20 protein-coding genes are annotated in these 14720 nt (G+C 70.8%); 3 read left to right on the top strand and 17 right to left on the bottom strand.

Going from position 1 to position 14720, the window contains the following annotated elements:
* Positions 1-94: 94 nt before the first annotated feature.
* On the top strand, positions 95-679 hold the full coding sequence (locus tag PUR53_RS35875) for a DUF6245 family protein (RefSeq protein ID WP_329911019.1): 585 nt from the start codon (positions 95-97) through the stop codon (positions 677-679).
* Positions 680-718: 39 nt separating this feature from the next.
* On the opposite strand, the gene PUR53_RS35870 is transcribed toward PUR53_RS35875, so the two are convergent.
* From PUR53_RS35870 to PUR53_RS35805, 14 genes are all read right to left on the bottom strand, one after another.
* Entirely contained in the window at positions 719-2515 is a 1797-nt protein-coding gene (locus PUR53_RS35870; protein WP_329911018.1) for a hypothetical protein, read from the bottom strand.
* A gap of 297 nt (positions 2516-2812) precedes the next feature.
* The gene (locus PUR53_RS35865; RefSeq protein ID WP_329911017.1) at positions 2813-3475 is read right to left on the bottom strand and encodes a hypothetical protein; all 663 of its coding nucleotides are present in this window, start codon (positions 3473-3475) and stop codon (positions 2813-2815) included.
* 370 nt (positions 3476-3845) lie between these two features.
* Positions 3846-4445, bottom strand: a complete 600-nt coding sequence (locus tag PUR53_RS35860; RefSeq protein WP_329911016.1) for a hypothetical protein — start codon at positions 4443-4445, stop codon at positions 3846-3848.
* 109 nt (positions 4446-4554) lie between these two features.
* Complete coding sequence (locus tag PUR53_RS35855; RefSeq protein WP_329911015.1) at positions 4555-5118, bottom strand: hypothetical protein; 564 nt, start codon at positions 5116-5118, stop codon at positions 4555-4557.
* Positions 5115-5549: a hypothetical protein gene (locus PUR53_RS35850; RefSeq protein WP_329911014.1), complete on the bottom strand. Its 435-nt coding sequence runs from the start codon at positions 5547-5549 to the stop codon at positions 5115-5117. The genes PUR53_RS35855 and PUR53_RS35850 overlap by 4 nt, the downstream gene beginning before the upstream one ends.
* Positions 5546-5899 carry an HNH endonuclease gene (locus PUR53_RS35845; protein WP_329911013.1) on the bottom strand — a complete coding sequence of 118 codons (354 nt, stop codon included), beginning with the start codon at positions 5897-5899 and terminating at the stop codon, positions 5546-5548. The genes PUR53_RS35850 and PUR53_RS35845 overlap by 4 nt, the downstream gene beginning before the upstream one ends.
* Before the next feature lie 99 nt (positions 5900-5998).
* Positions 5999-6418: a hypothetical protein gene (locus tag PUR53_RS35840; RefSeq protein WP_329911012.1), complete on the bottom strand. Its 420-nt coding sequence runs from the start codon at positions 6416-6418 to the stop codon at positions 5999-6001.
* Positions 6418-7908, bottom strand: a complete 1491-nt coding sequence (locus PUR53_RS35835; protein WP_329911011.1) for a DNA methyltransferase — start codon at positions 7906-7908, stop codon at positions 6418-6420. The genes PUR53_RS35840 and PUR53_RS35835 overlap by 1 nt, the downstream gene beginning before the upstream one ends.
* Before the next feature lie 100 nt (positions 7909-8008).
* The gene (locus PUR53_RS35830) at positions 8009-9004 is read right to left on the bottom strand and encodes a hypothetical protein (protein ID WP_329911010.1); all 996 of its coding nucleotides are present in this window, start codon (positions 9002-9004) and stop codon (positions 8009-8011) included.
* A 40-nt stretch (positions 9005-9044) separates the two neighbouring features.
* Positions 9045-9365, bottom strand: coding sequence for a hypothetical protein (locus PUR53_RS35825; protein WP_329911009.1), 321 nt, complete (start codon positions 9363-9365; stop codon positions 9045-9047).
* A 36-nt stretch (positions 9366-9401) separates the two neighbouring features.
* The gene (locus tag PUR53_RS35820) at positions 9402-9752 is read right to left on the bottom strand and encodes a hypothetical protein (RefSeq protein WP_329911008.1); all 351 of its coding nucleotides are present in this window, start codon (positions 9750-9752) and stop codon (positions 9402-9404) included.
* A 119-nt stretch (positions 9753-9871) separates the two neighbouring features.
* Positions 9872-10198 (bottom strand): hypothetical protein, encoded by a 327-nt coding sequence (locus tag PUR53_RS35815; RefSeq protein ID WP_329911007.1) that lies wholly within the window; start codon positions 10196-10198, stop codon positions 9872-9874.
* Between the two features lie 383 nt (positions 10199-10581).
* Positions 10582-10944 (bottom strand): hypothetical protein, encoded by a 363-nt coding sequence (locus PUR53_RS35810; RefSeq protein WP_329911006.1) that lies wholly within the window; start codon positions 10942-10944, stop codon positions 10582-10584.
* Between the two features lie 146 nt (positions 10945-11090).
* Entirely contained in the window at positions 11091-11420 is a 330-nt protein-coding gene (locus PUR53_RS35805; RefSeq protein WP_329911005.1) for a hypothetical protein, read from the bottom strand.
* Positions 11421-11530: 110 nt separating this feature from the next.
* On the opposite strand from PUR53_RS35805, the gene PUR53_RS35800 reads away from it, so the two are divergent.
* Complete coding sequence (locus tag PUR53_RS35800; protein WP_329911004.1) at positions 11531-11899, top strand: hypothetical protein; 369 nt, start codon at positions 11531-11533, stop codon at positions 11897-11899.
* A gap of 141 nt (positions 11900-12040) precedes the next feature.
* Complete coding sequence (locus PUR53_RS35795) at positions 12041-12355, top strand: hypothetical protein (protein WP_329911003.1); 315 nt, start codon at positions 12041-12043, stop codon at positions 12353-12355.
* A gap of 4 nt (positions 12356-12359) precedes the next feature.
* Here PUR53_RS35795 and PUR53_RS35790 read toward each other — a convergent pair whose 3' ends face one another.
* The 3 genes from PUR53_RS35790 to PUR53_RS35780 all read right to left on the bottom strand — a co-directional run.
* On the bottom strand, positions 12360-12815 hold the full coding sequence (locus PUR53_RS35790) for a hypothetical protein (RefSeq protein WP_329911002.1): 456 nt from the start codon (positions 12813-12815) through the stop codon (positions 12360-12362).
* A 73-nt stretch (positions 12816-12888) separates the two neighbouring features.
* Entirely contained in the window at positions 12889-14223 is a 1335-nt protein-coding gene (locus PUR53_RS35785) for a DNA cytosine methyltransferase (RefSeq protein ID WP_329911001.1), read from the bottom strand.
* Between the two features lie 174 nt (positions 14224-14397).
* The coding region (locus PUR53_RS35780; protein WP_329911000.1) for a hypothetical protein at positions 14398-14720 on the bottom strand (323 nt) is incomplete at its 5' end.

Raw genomic sequence — 14720 nt, 5'->3', positions numbered from 1 at the left:
CGACATTGGATGCAGCGCTTGCCGAGAACCCGTTCGTGGGGAGTTCCACGGAAGGCGTGTCTGCCGCCCCTCCGGCCCTCATAGGATCCGGGCCATGGCAATCCCGAACCAGCACCAGGCGCCCGAGCCCGCGCCGAGCGCAGCAGAATTCTCGGCAGCGCTCACCGCGCTCGGCGTGTACGCCCAGCCGCCGACCGCCGACGAGCTGGGGGAGCAGGCCCAGGCCGTGGGCGGCGAGCACGTACTGGCCGCCGTCCTGGCCAACGCGCTGTACGGCGCGTCGATCGGGGCGGGGATGCTCGCGGAAGGCCACATGCTCGCCCGGGGCGCGGGCGGCAAGGAGCTGGGGCTGGCCCGCCAGCAGGTGCTCAAGGCGTCCGGTGCCGACGGCCCCGGGGTGGTGGGGGCGCTGCACTGGCAGACCGGACAGGTCTCGCAGCTGCTCAAGGGGATGGACAAGGAGGGCTGTGGACCGGTGATCGCGGCGGCTGCCCGTGCGTCGAGCGCGCTGCTCGCGCTGCTGGCGTGTTCGGCGGTGTTCTCCACCGAGGACGAGCGAGCCGGGCAGATCCCCGCTGAGCTGGAAAGTGCCCGCCAGAACCTCGTCGAGGCCTTGTCCGAGATTGACGCACTGCCCGCCATGGCCGCAGCGATGTTCCTCGTGCCCGACGATCTGTAAAGGTCCCAGTAGCAGCGGCGAAGAAGCCGGGGCTTTCTGTCAGTTGAGCAGGCCCCGGCGGCGCGTCTGGTTCAGGGGCTCCGGCTCGTACACGGACAGCAGGGCAGCTTCTGCCCGGTCGGGGCTCTTCATGCCGCGGGCCTTCATCACCTTCTTCGACTCGATGATGCTGTACCCGGCGGTGTTCGACCCCAGCTTGGGCGTGGAGAGCTGGATACCGGCCTGCCGGTCGACGCGCAGGCGTAGCCGGCCGATGCCGGTCGAGGGGTCCGGCTGGAGTAGCGCCCTGGTGGCGAGCCACATCTCATCCCTTTTGCGGTACGGGCGCATGACCGCGCCCGGGTCGTCCTGGGTGGGTGACTCGGACACCATGACGCCGACGATCTGTGCCTCGTGGGTGCCGTTCTCCGCCCACACCTCCAGCATGCTCGTCGCGCCGTGCCCGATGCCGTTCTTGTCGATCTTCACGCGGACGGGGTGGGGGGATTTCAGGGCGGCCGCGAGGCGCTGCGCCGCGCGGATCTCCTCGAGGATCTTTTCGGCGACCTTCACCTGGTTGTCGTTGGCGGTGCCGGAGGAGGCGTGCCGCATCTCGACGGCGTCTCCAACGCACCGGTAGATCGTGAATTCGTCGCCTCCGTCGGCGGCTACGTCGACGCCGAGCCTGACCCAGGCGCCTTCGCGGACGGTGTGCTTGGCCGTCTCGTCGTCGAGGCCGAGGTCGCACAGCCGGTGCCAGCCGGGCCCGGACGGGTCATCGCTATTCTGGGCGTCCTCGACCCAGGTCACGGGTATCGCGAGGCCTCCGCCGCCCTTCGGGAAGCGGGCGTGCACCTTGGCGATCACGTACGGGTGATCCTCGCCGTACTCCCGGATCGTGCGGTCCACCCATTCCTGGTCCGGGAGGTGGATCGCGAGGGAGTGCACGGGTACACCGGAGGGGCAGTCGTTGCAGTACGGAACGCGTTCGCCAGTGATTGCCGGTGAGGCGAACGTGGCGATCGGGATGGTGACGGTGGACGGCTCTTCGGGGTCGTCGCCTTCCTCGCACAGGGCCTCGAACCAGCTCCGCGGCATGTCCATCGCCGGGTTGCCGATGGCCAGCATGCGAGCGTCGCCGGTGAGCAAGTTGTTGGTGCCGTTGCCGATGGTTCGGGCGATGCCGCCGGCCTCGTCGACGACGATGAGGAGCTTGGGCGTGCCGTGGATGCCCTGCATCGCGGCTTCGTCGTTCTCGGGTGCGGTGAAGCCGTACGCGACGATGACGTCGTTGCCCCACTGGTCGGGGATTTTCCACTGGGTGGTGTCGCAGTAGCCGGGCAGGCCCGCACGCGCGATGGTCTTTCGAATGTGGGGCCAGAGCTGATTTCGAACCTGGCGAAATCGGGTCGCCGTGGTGACGATGACCATGGTTCCGGGGGCGTTGACGGCTCCGGCCCAGGCGACGAGTCTCCCGGCGATCCATGTTTTGCCGACGCCGAAGCCGGCCGGGACGGCGATGCGTTTGTTGAAGGGGACGGCGTCGACGATCTCGCGCTGACGGCTCCAGATGGACTCGCCCAGGACGTCCTCGATGAAGCCGCTGGGGGTGTCGTGCCACAGGCCGTACATGGAGCCAGTGGCCCGCTCGACTTCCCGCATGACGTGGGGCCGCTCGCGGGCGGTGACCTCGTGCTTGAAGGCGCGACGGCGGGTGGCGGCGGGGGCGCGGAGCAGGATGTCGGCGACGTTGGCCGCGTCGCGGGAGACGACGCCGGGCTGACGCCCGTTCCGCAGCTCCCGGGCCGGGGGCACCACGCGGGGGCGTGCTGGGGGCGAGAGCTGCTTGCGGGCCATGGCGGGAAAGGTGCCGCCCGCGAGGATCTAGTGTCGCGGCCTGGCCGGGGTCCATGCCCAGACCGGCGGCCAGGCCGCAGGTTCCGGCACGGACATGAACTCGGTGCCGCCGCCTGCCTGCCAGGGGTGACGCCCGTACCGGAGATCTGTCGCCGGAGTGCGGCCCCTGCACCGGGGAGATGGAGCAGGGACCGTCACCCCGGCCGAGGGGGGTGCGGACCGGAGTTGCTTTCCCCAGGGGATCTCGGGGTCAGAGGGCCAGCCGCACCCTGTAGTACGTCAGGGGGCCGAATCCTGTTACACCCCGATGTCTCGGACGAAAGCCTGCGGGCTGGAGGGCTTCCAGCGGTTCCAGCGCATGCGGTCGAAGCTCGAGGATTTGCCCAACAGATCGTCCAGCTCCCCGACGGTGAGCCAGCGCGAGGAGAAACCCCAGGGGCCGGGCTTCGTGTCGTCGACGACGTCGAGCGGCTTCCCTGCGGCTACCCACTGGGTGACGGCGTCCTCGGCGACCTTCCGGAGTCGGGTGCTCTCCTCGTCGGCCGCCGGCGCGCTCTCGATGTCGAGGAGGACGACCTTGACCGCGAACGGGCCCTTGGTGACCTTGGTCTGCGGCACGGTGTCCAGAAGGCCCTTGGGCGTCCGCGCCAGGAGTTCGAGGAGGGCAGCGACGGCGGAGCAGCCGGGGCACTCGCAGTTCGCCGCAGCGCCGTCGTCTGCGGCGGCCGCGGTGTCCGCGACGGTTGGCCGACTGGCCTCGGCCGTCTTGTTGAGGCTGGCGAGCAGGTCCTGCTCCTCCTCGGCGGCACGTATCGCCTGTCGGAACAGTTCCATCTCCGACTCGACCACGGTGCGCTCCACCGGGGAGAGCTGGAACCACGGGGTGGACTCCTGCCCCGCGCTCTGGAGGAAGGTGCGGCGGGCCTCGTAGAAGTGGCGGGTCAGGTTCGGCGGGAGCATGGTCCGGAGGATTCGCGTCGTCATGCTGGGTGGAACGCCGGACGGCCGGATTCTGTGACACCCGCCGCTGTTGCTGGCCCTTCGCCGCCCCTGCGCTCGTGGTCGGTTCGAGGCCTCTTGGAGGGGATGCGCGCCGATGCCTGAGCGAAGCGAAGGCATCGGAACTCTTACTTCATTGTGGTCCTTGATCTTGTTACTAAAGGCGCCTGATCTTCCGGCACCCGGTCCCCCGGCGTCCGTTTCACCGGAAGCCGGATTTTCAGGCCCCGGTGACCGGCGCCTGATTTTCAGGCCCCGGTCTGACCTGGGGGACAACGAAAGGACCGGCCCCGGTGGTGCTCGGGGCCGGTCCGCGGACGAGGGGAACCAGTCAGCGCTCGTTGTTGAGGCGGGCTGTCCTCTGCTGCTGGTAGATCAGCTTCGTGCCGACGCCGGCGTGCTCGGCGATCTTCTCGACGCTCCAGCCGTAGGGCTCCTGGGACAGGGCCAGCGCCGCCTTCCGCATGAAGACGACCGCGGCCGCTCGGCGGGCGCGCGCCGTGAAGACGATGCGCGCCAGTTCCGGAAGTTTCTCGTCGGCATCGTCGACACGCTTGAGGCCCGCGTCCTTCGCGATCTGGACCAGTTCCTCGTTGCTGGCGGCCGCGGGGCTCGCCTGCTTCGGGTCGCCGTACAGGACCTTGCTCAGGATCTCCCGGTATGCGTTCTGAGCGACACCGGTCGCGGCGGCGAGTCCGAGGACCTGCTCGTAGAACCAGAGCGAGGCGACGGCCTTGTCGCGGTCCTCGGCGTGCAGCGCGATCTCGGCGTCCGCCTGGCGGATGATGTTGGCGGCGCGCTCGACCCGGTCGTCCGGGCGAGTGATAGCCCCCAACTCCTCCTTGACGTCGCTCTCGACCTGCTTGCGGATCTCCGCGAAGTTGGACTTCTCGATGTGCTTCTTCGAGTAGGTGATTCCGGCCTTGGGCATGGCTGCCGTTCTCCATCTCAAGCAGTGGCGCTGTGCTGCGCCTGACGCCGACTGGGGCAACCCCATGCCTGCGCGCACTACGGAGAATAGTACAGCCACAAGAATCCTGTCAGGGGTGCTCGCGCCGTGCGGGCGCTGACCTGCACCGGAGCACCGCGAACGCGACACCTCCCAAGATCAACACTCTTCCCTGACCATCCCTGGTCTTGGCCTGCCCTGGGGCTGGATCGCGGGGGGTGTCCGTGACGGCGATCCGGCCGAGGCCGAAGAACTGGCTCCGCGGGATGTGGGCGGACCACAGCAGCCACCGGCCGAGCCACAGACCGCGCGGCTGCCGGACCGACAGCAGCAGCACCACGACGAGGCAGTACGTGACCGCCGCGGTGGGGGAGCACACCACCCACATCAGCACGCCGAACGTGGCGCGGAACAGCACGGACGCGGTCCACTCGCCGAGGCGGTAGGCGAGGGACGGCGTCTCGGCCGGCCGGTAGCGGACCGTGCCGGGGCGCACCTCGTAACCGAACTGGTTGGCACCGTCCTCCCACTGCAAGTGGGTGGGCGCGCGGTCGAAGAACGAAGCCTGGTGGGGGCCATCGTGCCGAGCGCGCCGCTGGCACTGCAGGCCGATCTCGCGCTTCGTCCAGCTGGGGCACTGGCGTCGGCGCCTCATTGTGCGGCCTTCCTGTGCAGGTCACCGTGGCGTTCCCGGCTCGCGCGCAGGTCGGCGCGAGTGGCGAGCTTGGCGCACATCAGCGTGCGGGAGGCGACCGTGACGGTGCAGCCGATGCGGCTGCCGTTTCCGCCGAACGCCCAGCCGGTCGACACGGGCACGCGCCGGATGGTTCGCCAGCCACCGATCGTGTACCGGCCGAACCGGTGACCGAAGTCGCGATACCAGCCGCGTGTGGCGCGGCACGGCTCGGCGAACACGCCGAGGGCGACGGTGTACCCGAGGAGCGTCGCGGCGACGCCGATGATTCTCTCGCGGCCGTCGACGTGGGCGCGGATGGCCTTCGCGCGCAGGCGGTACTTGCTGCGCCACCCGGCGAGATACCACTGGGCGGTCACGGGGACGACGAGGGTGCGGCCGGGGGCGGTCATCGGGCGGCCGCCACGGTCGTAGAGCGCACGCCGTCGGGGGCGAGGATGTACCGGCGGCCGTCCGCGTAGTGAACCTCGACCTCGCCGGGGAGCTGCGGCCGGCGCACCTTCCATCCCTTCTCGTACGACTCTCGCGGGTTGTCCTCGAACCAGCCGTTGCACACGGTGCACGCGGTCAGGAGGTTGTGAGCCTGGTTGATCCACGGCTCCCGCGCCCCGCCCATGCCCCTGTTCACGCGGTGGTGGACGGTCAGGGCCTCCAGAGCCCCGCAGCGCACGCAGGCGCCGCCGTCCCGGTCGAAGACGAGGGCCTTCACCACAGCGGTGGGCCCGGTCCGTCGTCGTGCCACAGCACTGGTCTCCTGCCTGCCCCGGGCGCCGGGCCGCGTGGTTCACGGTCCTGGGGCGCGCCCTGGGGCGAGGCGGGGAGAGTGGACGGCGGCCGACGCTTACGTCGCGTCCTCTGCTCGGCGCCACCCCGCGGCCCTGCAGGCCGGGCACGGCCGTTGCAGGTGCTCGGTCACCGCCTCGTCCCAGCGGCGGGTCTCCCAGCGCAGTTCAACGGTGTAGCGCGGTACGGCCAGGGCGACCCCGCGCCGGGACGGTGGGATGGACGGGCAGTAGTACGAGGTCGGGCGCCCGTTGGCCGTGGCGAGCGCGCGCAGAACCCGCTTCCACTGGCCCGGCGGCCGGTTGTCGGCGGGGCCGTAGTAGGCATCCCGGGTCTGCGTCACCGTGGTGAGCGTCAGCCGTACTGGCAGGCCGATGGTGTGCCAGGTGCGGAGGGTACCGCCGTCGTCGGCGACGCTCTGGAACATGAGGTGGAGTCCGCCGGGGAGGCGGACGGTGTCGAAGGATCTGCGCAACATCAGGCACCCACCCTCACGACGTCGCGGCGCAGCCGGAGGCGGCACAGTTCGGCGTACGCGGACTTCTCCTCGACGCCCATGGACGGGAAGCCCTCCAGGCGGGCGGCTTCGAGCGTCGTGCCGGTCCCGGCGAACGGGTCCAGGACGAGCCCGCCGGGCGGGGTGAGCAGCCGGACGAGCCACCGCATCAGCGCGACCGGCTTCACGGTGGGGTGCACGGTGCCGTCCAGGAGGCGCGGTCGCTCCTTCGTCGGGGCCTTGGCCTGGTAGCGGAACGCCGGGTAGAACCGCGAGGCGCCGCCGGAGTCTGCACCGCGGACCGGCTTGCACACGGCCTGTCCCTTGAAGTCGCCGTAGACGTCGCGGAACTTGTCCGCGCCGCGGCGTCGCGGGTTCGCCCCGGAGGTGAGCAGTCCCGACTGGGCGTCCAGCTCGGCGACCGGGCACCCTTCGGTGCAGCCGTCCGCGCAGCCGTCGACGATCCAGCCGTCCGCGTCGACGGCCCACGCGTGCGACAGCACGACGTTCGTCGGCCACCGCCCCTCCGGGGCGCCCGGTGGGGTCCGGCACGCCGCGGTGTTCATCGCCCCGGTGCCGTGCGCCAGGACGTTGCCGGCGACGGTGTCCTCGAGCGGCTTGCGGGCCAGGACGATCGGCTCATGGCCGGGCTTGAGGGAGGTGTTCCAACCGTCCCAGCGCGCGGCCTCAGCGGTCGCCGGGACGGTCACGTCGTACACGCCCTTGCTGACCGCGGCGATTGGCACGTCCGACTCGCGGCTACGTACCCGGTAGCCCCGGTCGACGACCTCCCGCTGCGCCCAGGCCTCCCCGGGCTCGTTCTTCCGCCCGTTCAGCTCGTGCACCAGGTCCTCGAGCTCGGCCGGAGGCTCGACGCCCATCGCTGCCTTCAGCTTCTGCCACTGCTCGACGGTCGGCACCGCGGCGCTCCTGCGCTGCGTCGTCCAGTGTTGCGCCATGCCGTTGAAGCCGAACAGGGCGTCGATCTGCGGGTTCGTCCACCCGGCGGCGTCGCGCAGCTCGGCGAACTCTGCGGTGAAGCGGCGGCGGGCCGGGTGCTCGTCGCGGCGCCGGTCGATGAGCTTGCCGACGTCCTGGCCCTTGGGGAAGCCCGTGCCGTACAGCCAGTGCAGCGAGTCACGGATCTCGAACCCGGCGTCCTCCACGGCCACGGCCATGCGGTGGTAGGTGCGGGTCGCGCCGAACGCGGCCAGGTGCCCGCCCGGCTTGAGGACGCGCAGGCACTCCGCCCACAGGTCGACGCTGTATGCGATGCCGGAGGCGTCCCACGCTTTCCCGAGAAACCCCAGCTCGTACGGCGGATCAGTCACGATCGCGTCCACGGACGCGTCAGGGAGGGTCGGGATCAGGTCGAGGGCGTTGGCGCAGTGCAGGACCGGCTCGGGGCCGGTCAGCTCCTCGACGGGTATCAGGGCTTCTTGCCCGGCGGGGGCGAGGTTCGTTGCCGCCACGGCGGTACGTCCGTCCTGCCCTCGCGCGTCGGGCCAGCCGGGAACGGCAGCCGCGAGGGAACGGCGGGAGCGAGCCAGGACCATGAGCCGCCCGGTGCGCTTACGTCGCGTCGACGGCTACGACGGCCCCGGGGAACCCGGCGTGAATGCGGGTGACGACGAGCGGGTTCGTGGGCCCGTGGGCGGCGATCTGTCGGGCCGCCCACCGAGCGTCCGGCAGGTGCAGCGCCGGAGAGTGCGCGCCGTGCTCGGCGGGACAGGAGGTGCACGGCCCCAGCTCCTCGCCGGTGACCGAGGGGAGATCGGACACGGCCATGGGGACGGTACGGCTGGTATCCCGCCGCGCCAGGCGCTCGAACCAGGTCCCAGGGGTCGGCTCCGGAACGCCTATGGCGACGAGCCGGGCGCGCTCGTCGAGGACGTGGTCGACGGCGGCACCCTGCACGGGATGGAAGCGTCCGGCGTCGGTCGCGATGACCAGAGCATCAGGGGTGTAGAGGCCGGCCAGAGCGAACTGGTCGCCCGGATCAGTGCCCGTAGTCATGCAGTGCACGGCCGGTTCGCGGAGCCCGGCCTGCTCGGCGAGGCGCAGCAAGTGCCGCCGCGCGTAGTCAGCGATCTCTCTGGTTGGGCTGACGATCACGGCCATGGCGTCAAGGTCGCGCCGCACGGCGACGTGCCACAGCGCCAGGAGCGGCGCCAGGTGGCGGCGGGCACCCGATCCGAAGCAGGCTGGAGCGACTACGCGCGGATGTTCCACCGTGGTGTCCAGCACCGTGCGGAGCCGGGCCCACGTACGCAGCGCGAGGACGTCCTCGATGAACCCCGACGGGGTGTCCGCCCACAGGGCGTAGGGGGTGCCGTGGCGTAGGTACGACAGAACCAGAAGGTCACACACGGTTTCGTCGTCGAGGCGAGCGAGGGTGGCCCTGCGTATCGCGGAGGGCGCGGATGTCAGGTGCTCTAGCTGGTCGAGGCGGGCGGGCCAGTCGGGGACGGCCGAGGTTCGGGTGCACAGGCCGGAGTCGACGATGTTCCGGGCACGGACGGCGAGCGCTGCCATCCGGGGGCGGGGTGGGCCGGCGGTCGTGAGCATGGCCGTGGACCGTAGGGACGACCGCGGCTTGCGTCGCGCGCTACGCCTTCGGCGCGCGGGCGAGGACCTGACCAGCGCCAGGACCGAGGCCGATCCTGCGGCGTCGGGAGCGGGCCGGCTCCGACCGTCCGGCGGGCGGTTCGGGGGCTTCTCCGAGGTGTTCCCGGAGCCGGGCAAGCGCGGGTCGCACGGCCGACAGGTGGTGCGCGGCCGCGGGGTCGAGGCGTTCCGCCAGGGCTTCGAGCAGCGTCTCCGTGGCGGTCAGCGCGTCGTCGAGTGCGGTCGCGCTCCACGAGCCAGAGTCGGCGAGCACACAGGCGCTCTCTGCGAGGGCGTCAGCGAGTTCGTCCGTGGTCGTCATGCCATGCCAACGAGGGTGAGGCTGGGCCGGTGCCGGTCAGGCGGCGACGGCGTCCCGCTGGGCGTCGTAATCCCGTGCGAGCAGGACGACCGCGAAGCGTAGGTCGTCCTCGCCCTTGTAGAAGACAATGCGGGCGGCCAAGTCGGTGTCGTCGCGTTCACCCCCGAGATAGTCGGCCCAGGCGTCGAAGGCGCGTACACGTTCCTCCCGCTCGCGGAACGCGCACTCTCCAGTGAGCGCGCCGCCGCTCGTCACCGTCCATGTGAGCAGCGGCAGGCCGGTGTTCTGCCCCGATGCCCTGATGTACTCGGCCATCAGCGCGGCCGCGCGCGTCTGCCGTTCATGCGCGGCGTGCTCCGGGTACGCGGGAAAGTCGTCGGTGGCCATGGGTCCCCTCCTCGTTGGCGTCTTCCGGCCTGCCCAACGAGTCACCTGCCTTGAGGCGACGGGCACAGGTGAGGTGACGCGGTACCAGCCCGGGAACTGCGTCACCTCACCCCGCCGGGTCAGTCCGGGCGCTGGTCGGCGAGGGCCCGCTCGAGGGCATCGAGCATCGTCACGATGTCGTCGACCTTCACGTAGGAGATCGCGAACGTGACGGTGCCGTCTGCGTTGACGTCGAACCCGTACTCCGCGTAGGTCTGTTCGTCCTCGTACGAGTACGTGCCGGGCTCCGCGGCCGCGAACCCGCCGGGGCCCTCGTCGAACCAGTCGACGCCCCAGCACTCCGTCATAGCGGCGCCGACGGCCGCCTTCGGGACGTTCTCGAACTCGATCGTGGCCCGCCCATGGTCGTCGAGGCAGACTTTCCCCCTCCCTTCTCCGGGTGTCACCCAACGCAGGGTGGGCCCGAAGCACTGGCACCGAGTGGCGGGCGTAAGGGCGGGGAACGCCGCGGTGAAGGCTCCCTGAGCCGTCTCCTGGTGGAGCTCCCATGCCCCGTGCCAACTGTCGAGCGCCTGCTGGACGTGTGTCTGCACGGCACCTCCCATCTGCCCGGCCGTGGGGCCGTCGAGGTGACGGCCGCAGGGCACGGCCTCCGGGCGAGCGGGCACCCTGCCGATCAAGAACCGCTTACGTCCGGCTCCATCCCAGGTCAGAGGTGAGATGTCGATCACTGCGCCGGTCGGCGTCCGAATCGTGCTTGGTCGGGGCAGACAGCGCTGCGCCCCGACCGGGGAGTCGTCCGGACGGGGCACAGCGGGGGTGGAAGCGGTCAGACCTCGGTGCCGGGCGAGCACTCGGGGTCGAAGATGTTGCACGCCGTTGGGCCCGGGTCGGGTACGGACGGCGTGGGCTCCGGGCCGACCGTCGGGTCCTCGGTTGGCGGGGAACTGGGGCTCGGGTCGACGGGTGCGTTCGACACGGGGGGCGGCGGGGTCGTAGAGGAGTCGGAGCGAACGACACCGATCGCGATGCCCGCGAGCGTCACGAACAGGTTGACGACGAGCAGGGCCACGATCACGAGGTTGTAGCGCTGGCACCGGCTGTTGCAGGGGTCAGCGACGAGTTCGACGGAGTCGAGTGCCGCCGGGCACGGGGAGCTGCACGGGGCCTTGCGGGGGGCGGGGTCTGACACGGGGAGTCCTTCCGTACGGGAACTGAGCCCGCGGACCGTGTCCGCCTTGGACGGCTTGTGTCGCGTGCTCGCCGGGCGTGGCTGCGGGGTGGGGCACAGTTCGCATCCGGTGCACAGGCCGAGGCGCCAGCCGCACTCGGGGCGGGTCACCGCTTGCCCATGGAGACGCGGGGCGGCGCGGCCGGGGCCTTCGGGGCTGCCGGGACCTTCGCGGCCGGGGGCTTCTGGGCGGGCTTCCGCGCTCTGCTCCCGGAATCGTTGGTACCCGGGGCTGCTGCTCCGCCGGAGCTGCCGTACGGCAGGCACGTCGCCGGGTTGACCGTGGTCACCGTGGTCATGGGGCAGTGGCGGGTGCTCGTGCTGTCGTCGTCGGCGAGAAGCGCCGCCAGCACCAGGCCGAGGACGATGATGCCGACCGTGACAGCGACGATCAGCAGGTGGGACGGGCGGTCGTTCGGCAGGGGCTTGGTCTTCACGGCGTGGCCTTCCACTCAGGGGATGAGGCTGCGGATCGTGGAGGCCTGGACGGTCTTGCGTCGCGCCCTGCCCTGTGGTGCCCCGGGATTGGCCGCCTACAGTCGAGGACATGAGCAGCATCCCGGAGCCGGCGGTGACTCGTCCGTGGCGTCCCGAGGACGGGCCGAAGCCCGTGGTGTGGACGTGGCCGCGTGTCGATCCCCCGGCCCTGTGGGTATGGGCGAACGGCCGCTACCGGTGGGCGACGGTCGTGGCCAAACAGGTCTGGGCGGACGACTCGGTCGTCTACCAGGTGCTCGTGGATCTGCGCGGGGACACGACCGTGGTCGAGCGCAAGTACCGGTGGCCTCAGCCGGGGTTGCGGGTGGGCGCACCGGAGCCCATTCGAGCCGTCGCGGGCCGACCGCAGAGACGAACCCCAGACGCGGCCCCGCTGGGCGTGACAGGGCCGCAGGGGCGTTCGTCTACAGGTAGGTGATCTAGAGTTCGGCGGCGAGGAGACCGCCGTTTATGCGGTCTCGGGCCCGATCCGACAGGACCGGGCCCGGCGCTCCTCACCTCTTGAGCTGATCAAGACGCCGAACGGGTGACTCGGGGTGCGACGCATCGTTGCAGGGGCGTGCCGTACGAACTCCTCGATGCCGCTGTCCAGGAAACCGCCTCCTGCCAAACCCAGCTGGAGGGCCTGACCGTCGCTCTGCCCGCTGACGCACTGTTCGGCGTCGACGAGCAGGAAGTCGCCGCCCGCAGGAAACTCGCGGGTGACGCTCACCAACTGCTGGAGGACGCCAAAGCGGCGGTCCTCGCCGGGAAGCCGGAGGCCATCACCGCATCCCTGATCAGCGAGGCGAACCAACTCGCGTGCCAGCTACGGGACCGGGTGCTCGACGCGGCGGTGGCCTCCAGCCCGATCCCGGATCCGTGGCCGATGTGACCGGTTAGGCGGCGGCGTCGACGTCCTCGCGGACCAGGGGGACGGCTCCCTTGGCGTGCTTGAGGGCCTGCCGGGCAGCGACGAGGTCCGCGCCCTTGATTCCCTCCCGGGCGCAGCGCTCCCACCACGAATGGGACTGTACGGCGGCTGTGGCCCCTCGCAGCGCCTCGAACAGCCGGTCGTACTCGGCGGCCTCTCCGTCCGTCCAGCCGGGCGTCTCGGGCCGTCCCGGGCGCTCCCTGCCTCGCTCGTTCTCCTCCGGCCAGCCGGAGTGCGGCTCCCGGGACCATGGAAGGGTGGCCTGGAAGGTGTGGAGCTGGGCGTACAGCTCGGCGACCTGGTGCTGGGCGGCGATCAGGTCCTTGGGGAAGTTGTGCGGCTCGAACGGGGCCGGTGAGGTCGTGGCCGGCCCGGGGGCGCTGGAGTCCTTCGCGGCGGGTGCAGGGGCGGGGGTGCTCATGCTTCGGAGCCTAGTTCGAACCAACGACAACGCCCGGCCTCCGCGAGGGGCGGGGCCGGGCGTTGTCGGGCCTTCAGGTGGCTAGCGCGTAGTCGTCGGGGTTGAGCATGTCGTCCATCTCATAGAGCTGCGCTAGGTAGTCGCGTACGAGGGCTTCTCCGAGGACTCCCAGGACGCCAGACAGGACGATGGCGGCCATGACCGGGGAGACGACGTCGGCGGCCTGCTGGAAGGTGCTCGTACGGCTTCCCTGCCATGGGTAGGAGCGGCGGAACCCGACGAGAAGACCGGCCTCGGACTCGGTGAGGCGGTACCCGTCACTCTCGCGCTTCCAGGTACGGGACTTGCCGGTGAGGCACCAGGAGGGGCCGTCGGCGGAGAACGTGTTGCCGCCCTTGGCGCGGCCGGTCGTCGGGTCGACGGGGCGGTTGCCGCGAGTGTTGACACGCTCGCCGGGCTTCCAGCCGAGGGCCTGGGCCATGGTGGTGGCGGGGAGCGGGCGGATGCGGCGGGTGGTGGTGGGGGAGTAGCGGCGGGAGGCGATCATGTAGACGCGCTTGCGGCGGGAGGGCAGGCCGTAGTCGGCAGCCTCCATGATCTCCCGGTTGGTGTAGAACCACTCAGCGCAGGTGAGCTCTGTGGACAGGTCGTCGAGGATGTCCTCGGGCAGGTTGCTGGACTGCTCCATAACCATCCAGCGGATCGGCGCACCGGCGGCCTGCAGGGCGATCGGCCAGATGGCGACCTCCAGCATGAGCGCGATGCGGGGGTCGCTCACGTCGGCGGCCATCTCGCGGACCTCGTCCCAGGTGGCGCCGGAGCGCGGGGCGAAGTGGGCATTGCAGCCGTCGTAGGGGCCGCAGGGGCAGTCCCCGTTCTCGTCGTAGTCGTCCTCGTCGTGGTAGTCGAAGACCTCCTCCACCGGCAGGAACCCGGCGGCCTCGCCCACGTAGGAGATGGCATCGCACAGGATCCCGATGTTGCGGGCCTCTAGGCCGGACAGCTTGCCCGCCGGGGAGAAGGTCGGGCACGGCGGACTGATGATGACCGCCACGGTGTAGCGCAGCGCTATGTGCTCGGGGTCCAGGGTAGTGATGTCGGCGCAGATGCGGCGGTGACCGGCCTTGCGGGCGGTGGCGCAGGCGTCCGGGGAGATGTCGACGCCGCAGGAGTCGATGGCCACGCCGAGGACGGCGGCGATCCCCTCCGACCAGCCGCCGGGGCCCGCGAACAGCTCAACCACGCGGATCGGGTCGCCGGGGAGCGGGGCGAGGAGCCACTCGGCCGGCCACGGGGCGGCGGCAGCTTCGAGGATCGGGAGGACCTTGGCGGGGATGGGCAGACCGGCCTTGCGGGCGAGCGTGGCCACGTGGACGGCGGTCTGAACCTTGGCCGGGAGGGTCCTCATCTGCGTGTCCTTCGTTCGGGGCGGCTGGCGGTGCTCTCCACCAACACCGTCAATAGTACAGCAATGAGAATCTGGCGTTATGGATACAGGGGAAACGCCCTCTCACGTCTCAGAGCTGCACCATTGGGACGGCGGCGCGCCCGGTCTCTCGCACTCGGAGACCGGGCGCAGCGCTCAGGCGGTCGGGACTTCGGCGTCGGTCTCCTCGGGCCCGAGGCCGGCCTCGGCGACCAGCCGCGCCCACTCCTCCTCGGCGCGCCACCGGATCGCCTTCTCCGCGCAGCACTCCGACCGCCAGCACACGCAGCGGTGGCAGTCCGGGCAGTACTGCCGCCGGTCACACGCACACCGGCAGTCGTGCGGGCGGCACCCCTCCTTGTGGTCCACCGGGTTCAGCACCCCGGCCAGCAGCGGCAGGGCGGCGTCCAGCATCGCGACCGCTTGGTTGCCCGCCTCCTCCTCGTCCAGGAGCGACCGGTTCTCCGCGTGCATCCGGT

Origin of the sequence: Streptomyces sp. SP18BB07, from assembly GCF_036322545.1 — a bacterium.
Classification (GTDB): Bacteria; Actinomycetota; Actinomycetes; order Streptomycetales; family Streptomycetaceae; genus Streptomyces; species Streptomyces deccanensis.
This window is presented reverse-complemented; position numbering and strand designations above follow the sequence as displayed.

Excerpts from the sequence above, each read along its gene's own strand:
- PUR53_RS35830 (WP_329911010.1), bottom strand. The coding sequence starts at position 9,004 with ATGCTCACGACCGCCGGCCCACCCCGCCCCCGGATGGCAGCGCTCGCC.
- PUR53_RS35865 (WP_329911017.1), bottom strand. The coding sequence starts at position 3,475 with ATGCTCCCGCCGAACCTGACCCGCCACTTCTACGAGGCCCGCCGCACC.
- PUR53_RS35825 (WP_329911009.1), bottom strand. The coding sequence starts at position 9,365 with ATGACGACCACGGACGAACTCGCTGACGCCCTCGCAGAGAGCGCCTGT.
- PUR53_RS35790 (WP_329911002.1), bottom strand. The coding sequence starts at position 12,815 with ATGAGCACCCCCGCCCCTGCACCCGCCGCGAAGGACTCCAGCGCCCCC.
- PUR53_RS35870 (WP_329911018.1), bottom strand. The coding sequence starts at position 2,515 with ATGGCCCGCAAGCAGCTCTCGCCCCCAGCACGCCCCCGCGTGGTGCCC.
- PUR53_RS35860 (WP_329911016.1), bottom strand. The coding sequence starts at position 4,445 with ATGCCCAAGGCCGGAATCACCTACTCGAAGAAGCACATCGAGAAGTCC.
- PUR53_RS35820 (WP_329911008.1), bottom strand. The coding sequence starts at position 9,752 with ATGGCCACCGACGACTTTCCCGCGTACCCGGAGCACGCCGCGCATGAA.
- PUR53_RS35875 (WP_329911019.1), top strand. The coding sequence starts at position 95 with ATGGCAATCCCGAACCAGCACCAGGCGCCCGAGCCCGCGCCGAGCGCA.
- PUR53_RS35840 (WP_329911012.1), bottom strand. The coding sequence starts at position 6,418 with ATGTTGCGCAGATCCTTCGACACCGTCCGCCTCCCCGGCGGACTCCAC.
- PUR53_RS35800 (WP_329911004.1), top strand. The coding sequence starts at position 11,531 with ATGAGCAGCATCCCGGAGCCGGCGGTGACTCGTCCGTGGCGTCCCGAG.
- PUR53_RS35785 (WP_329911001.1), bottom strand. The coding sequence starts at position 14,223 with ATGAGGACCCTCCCGGCCAAGGTTCAGACCGCCGTCCACGTGGCCACG.
- PUR53_RS35855 (WP_329911015.1), bottom strand. The coding sequence starts at position 5,118 with ATGAGGCGCCGACGCCAGTGCCCCAGCTGGACGAAGCGCGAGATCGGC.
- PUR53_RS35850 (WP_329911014.1), bottom strand. The coding sequence starts at position 5,549 with ATGACCGCCCCCGGCCGCACCCTCGTCGTCCCCGTGACCGCCCAGTGG.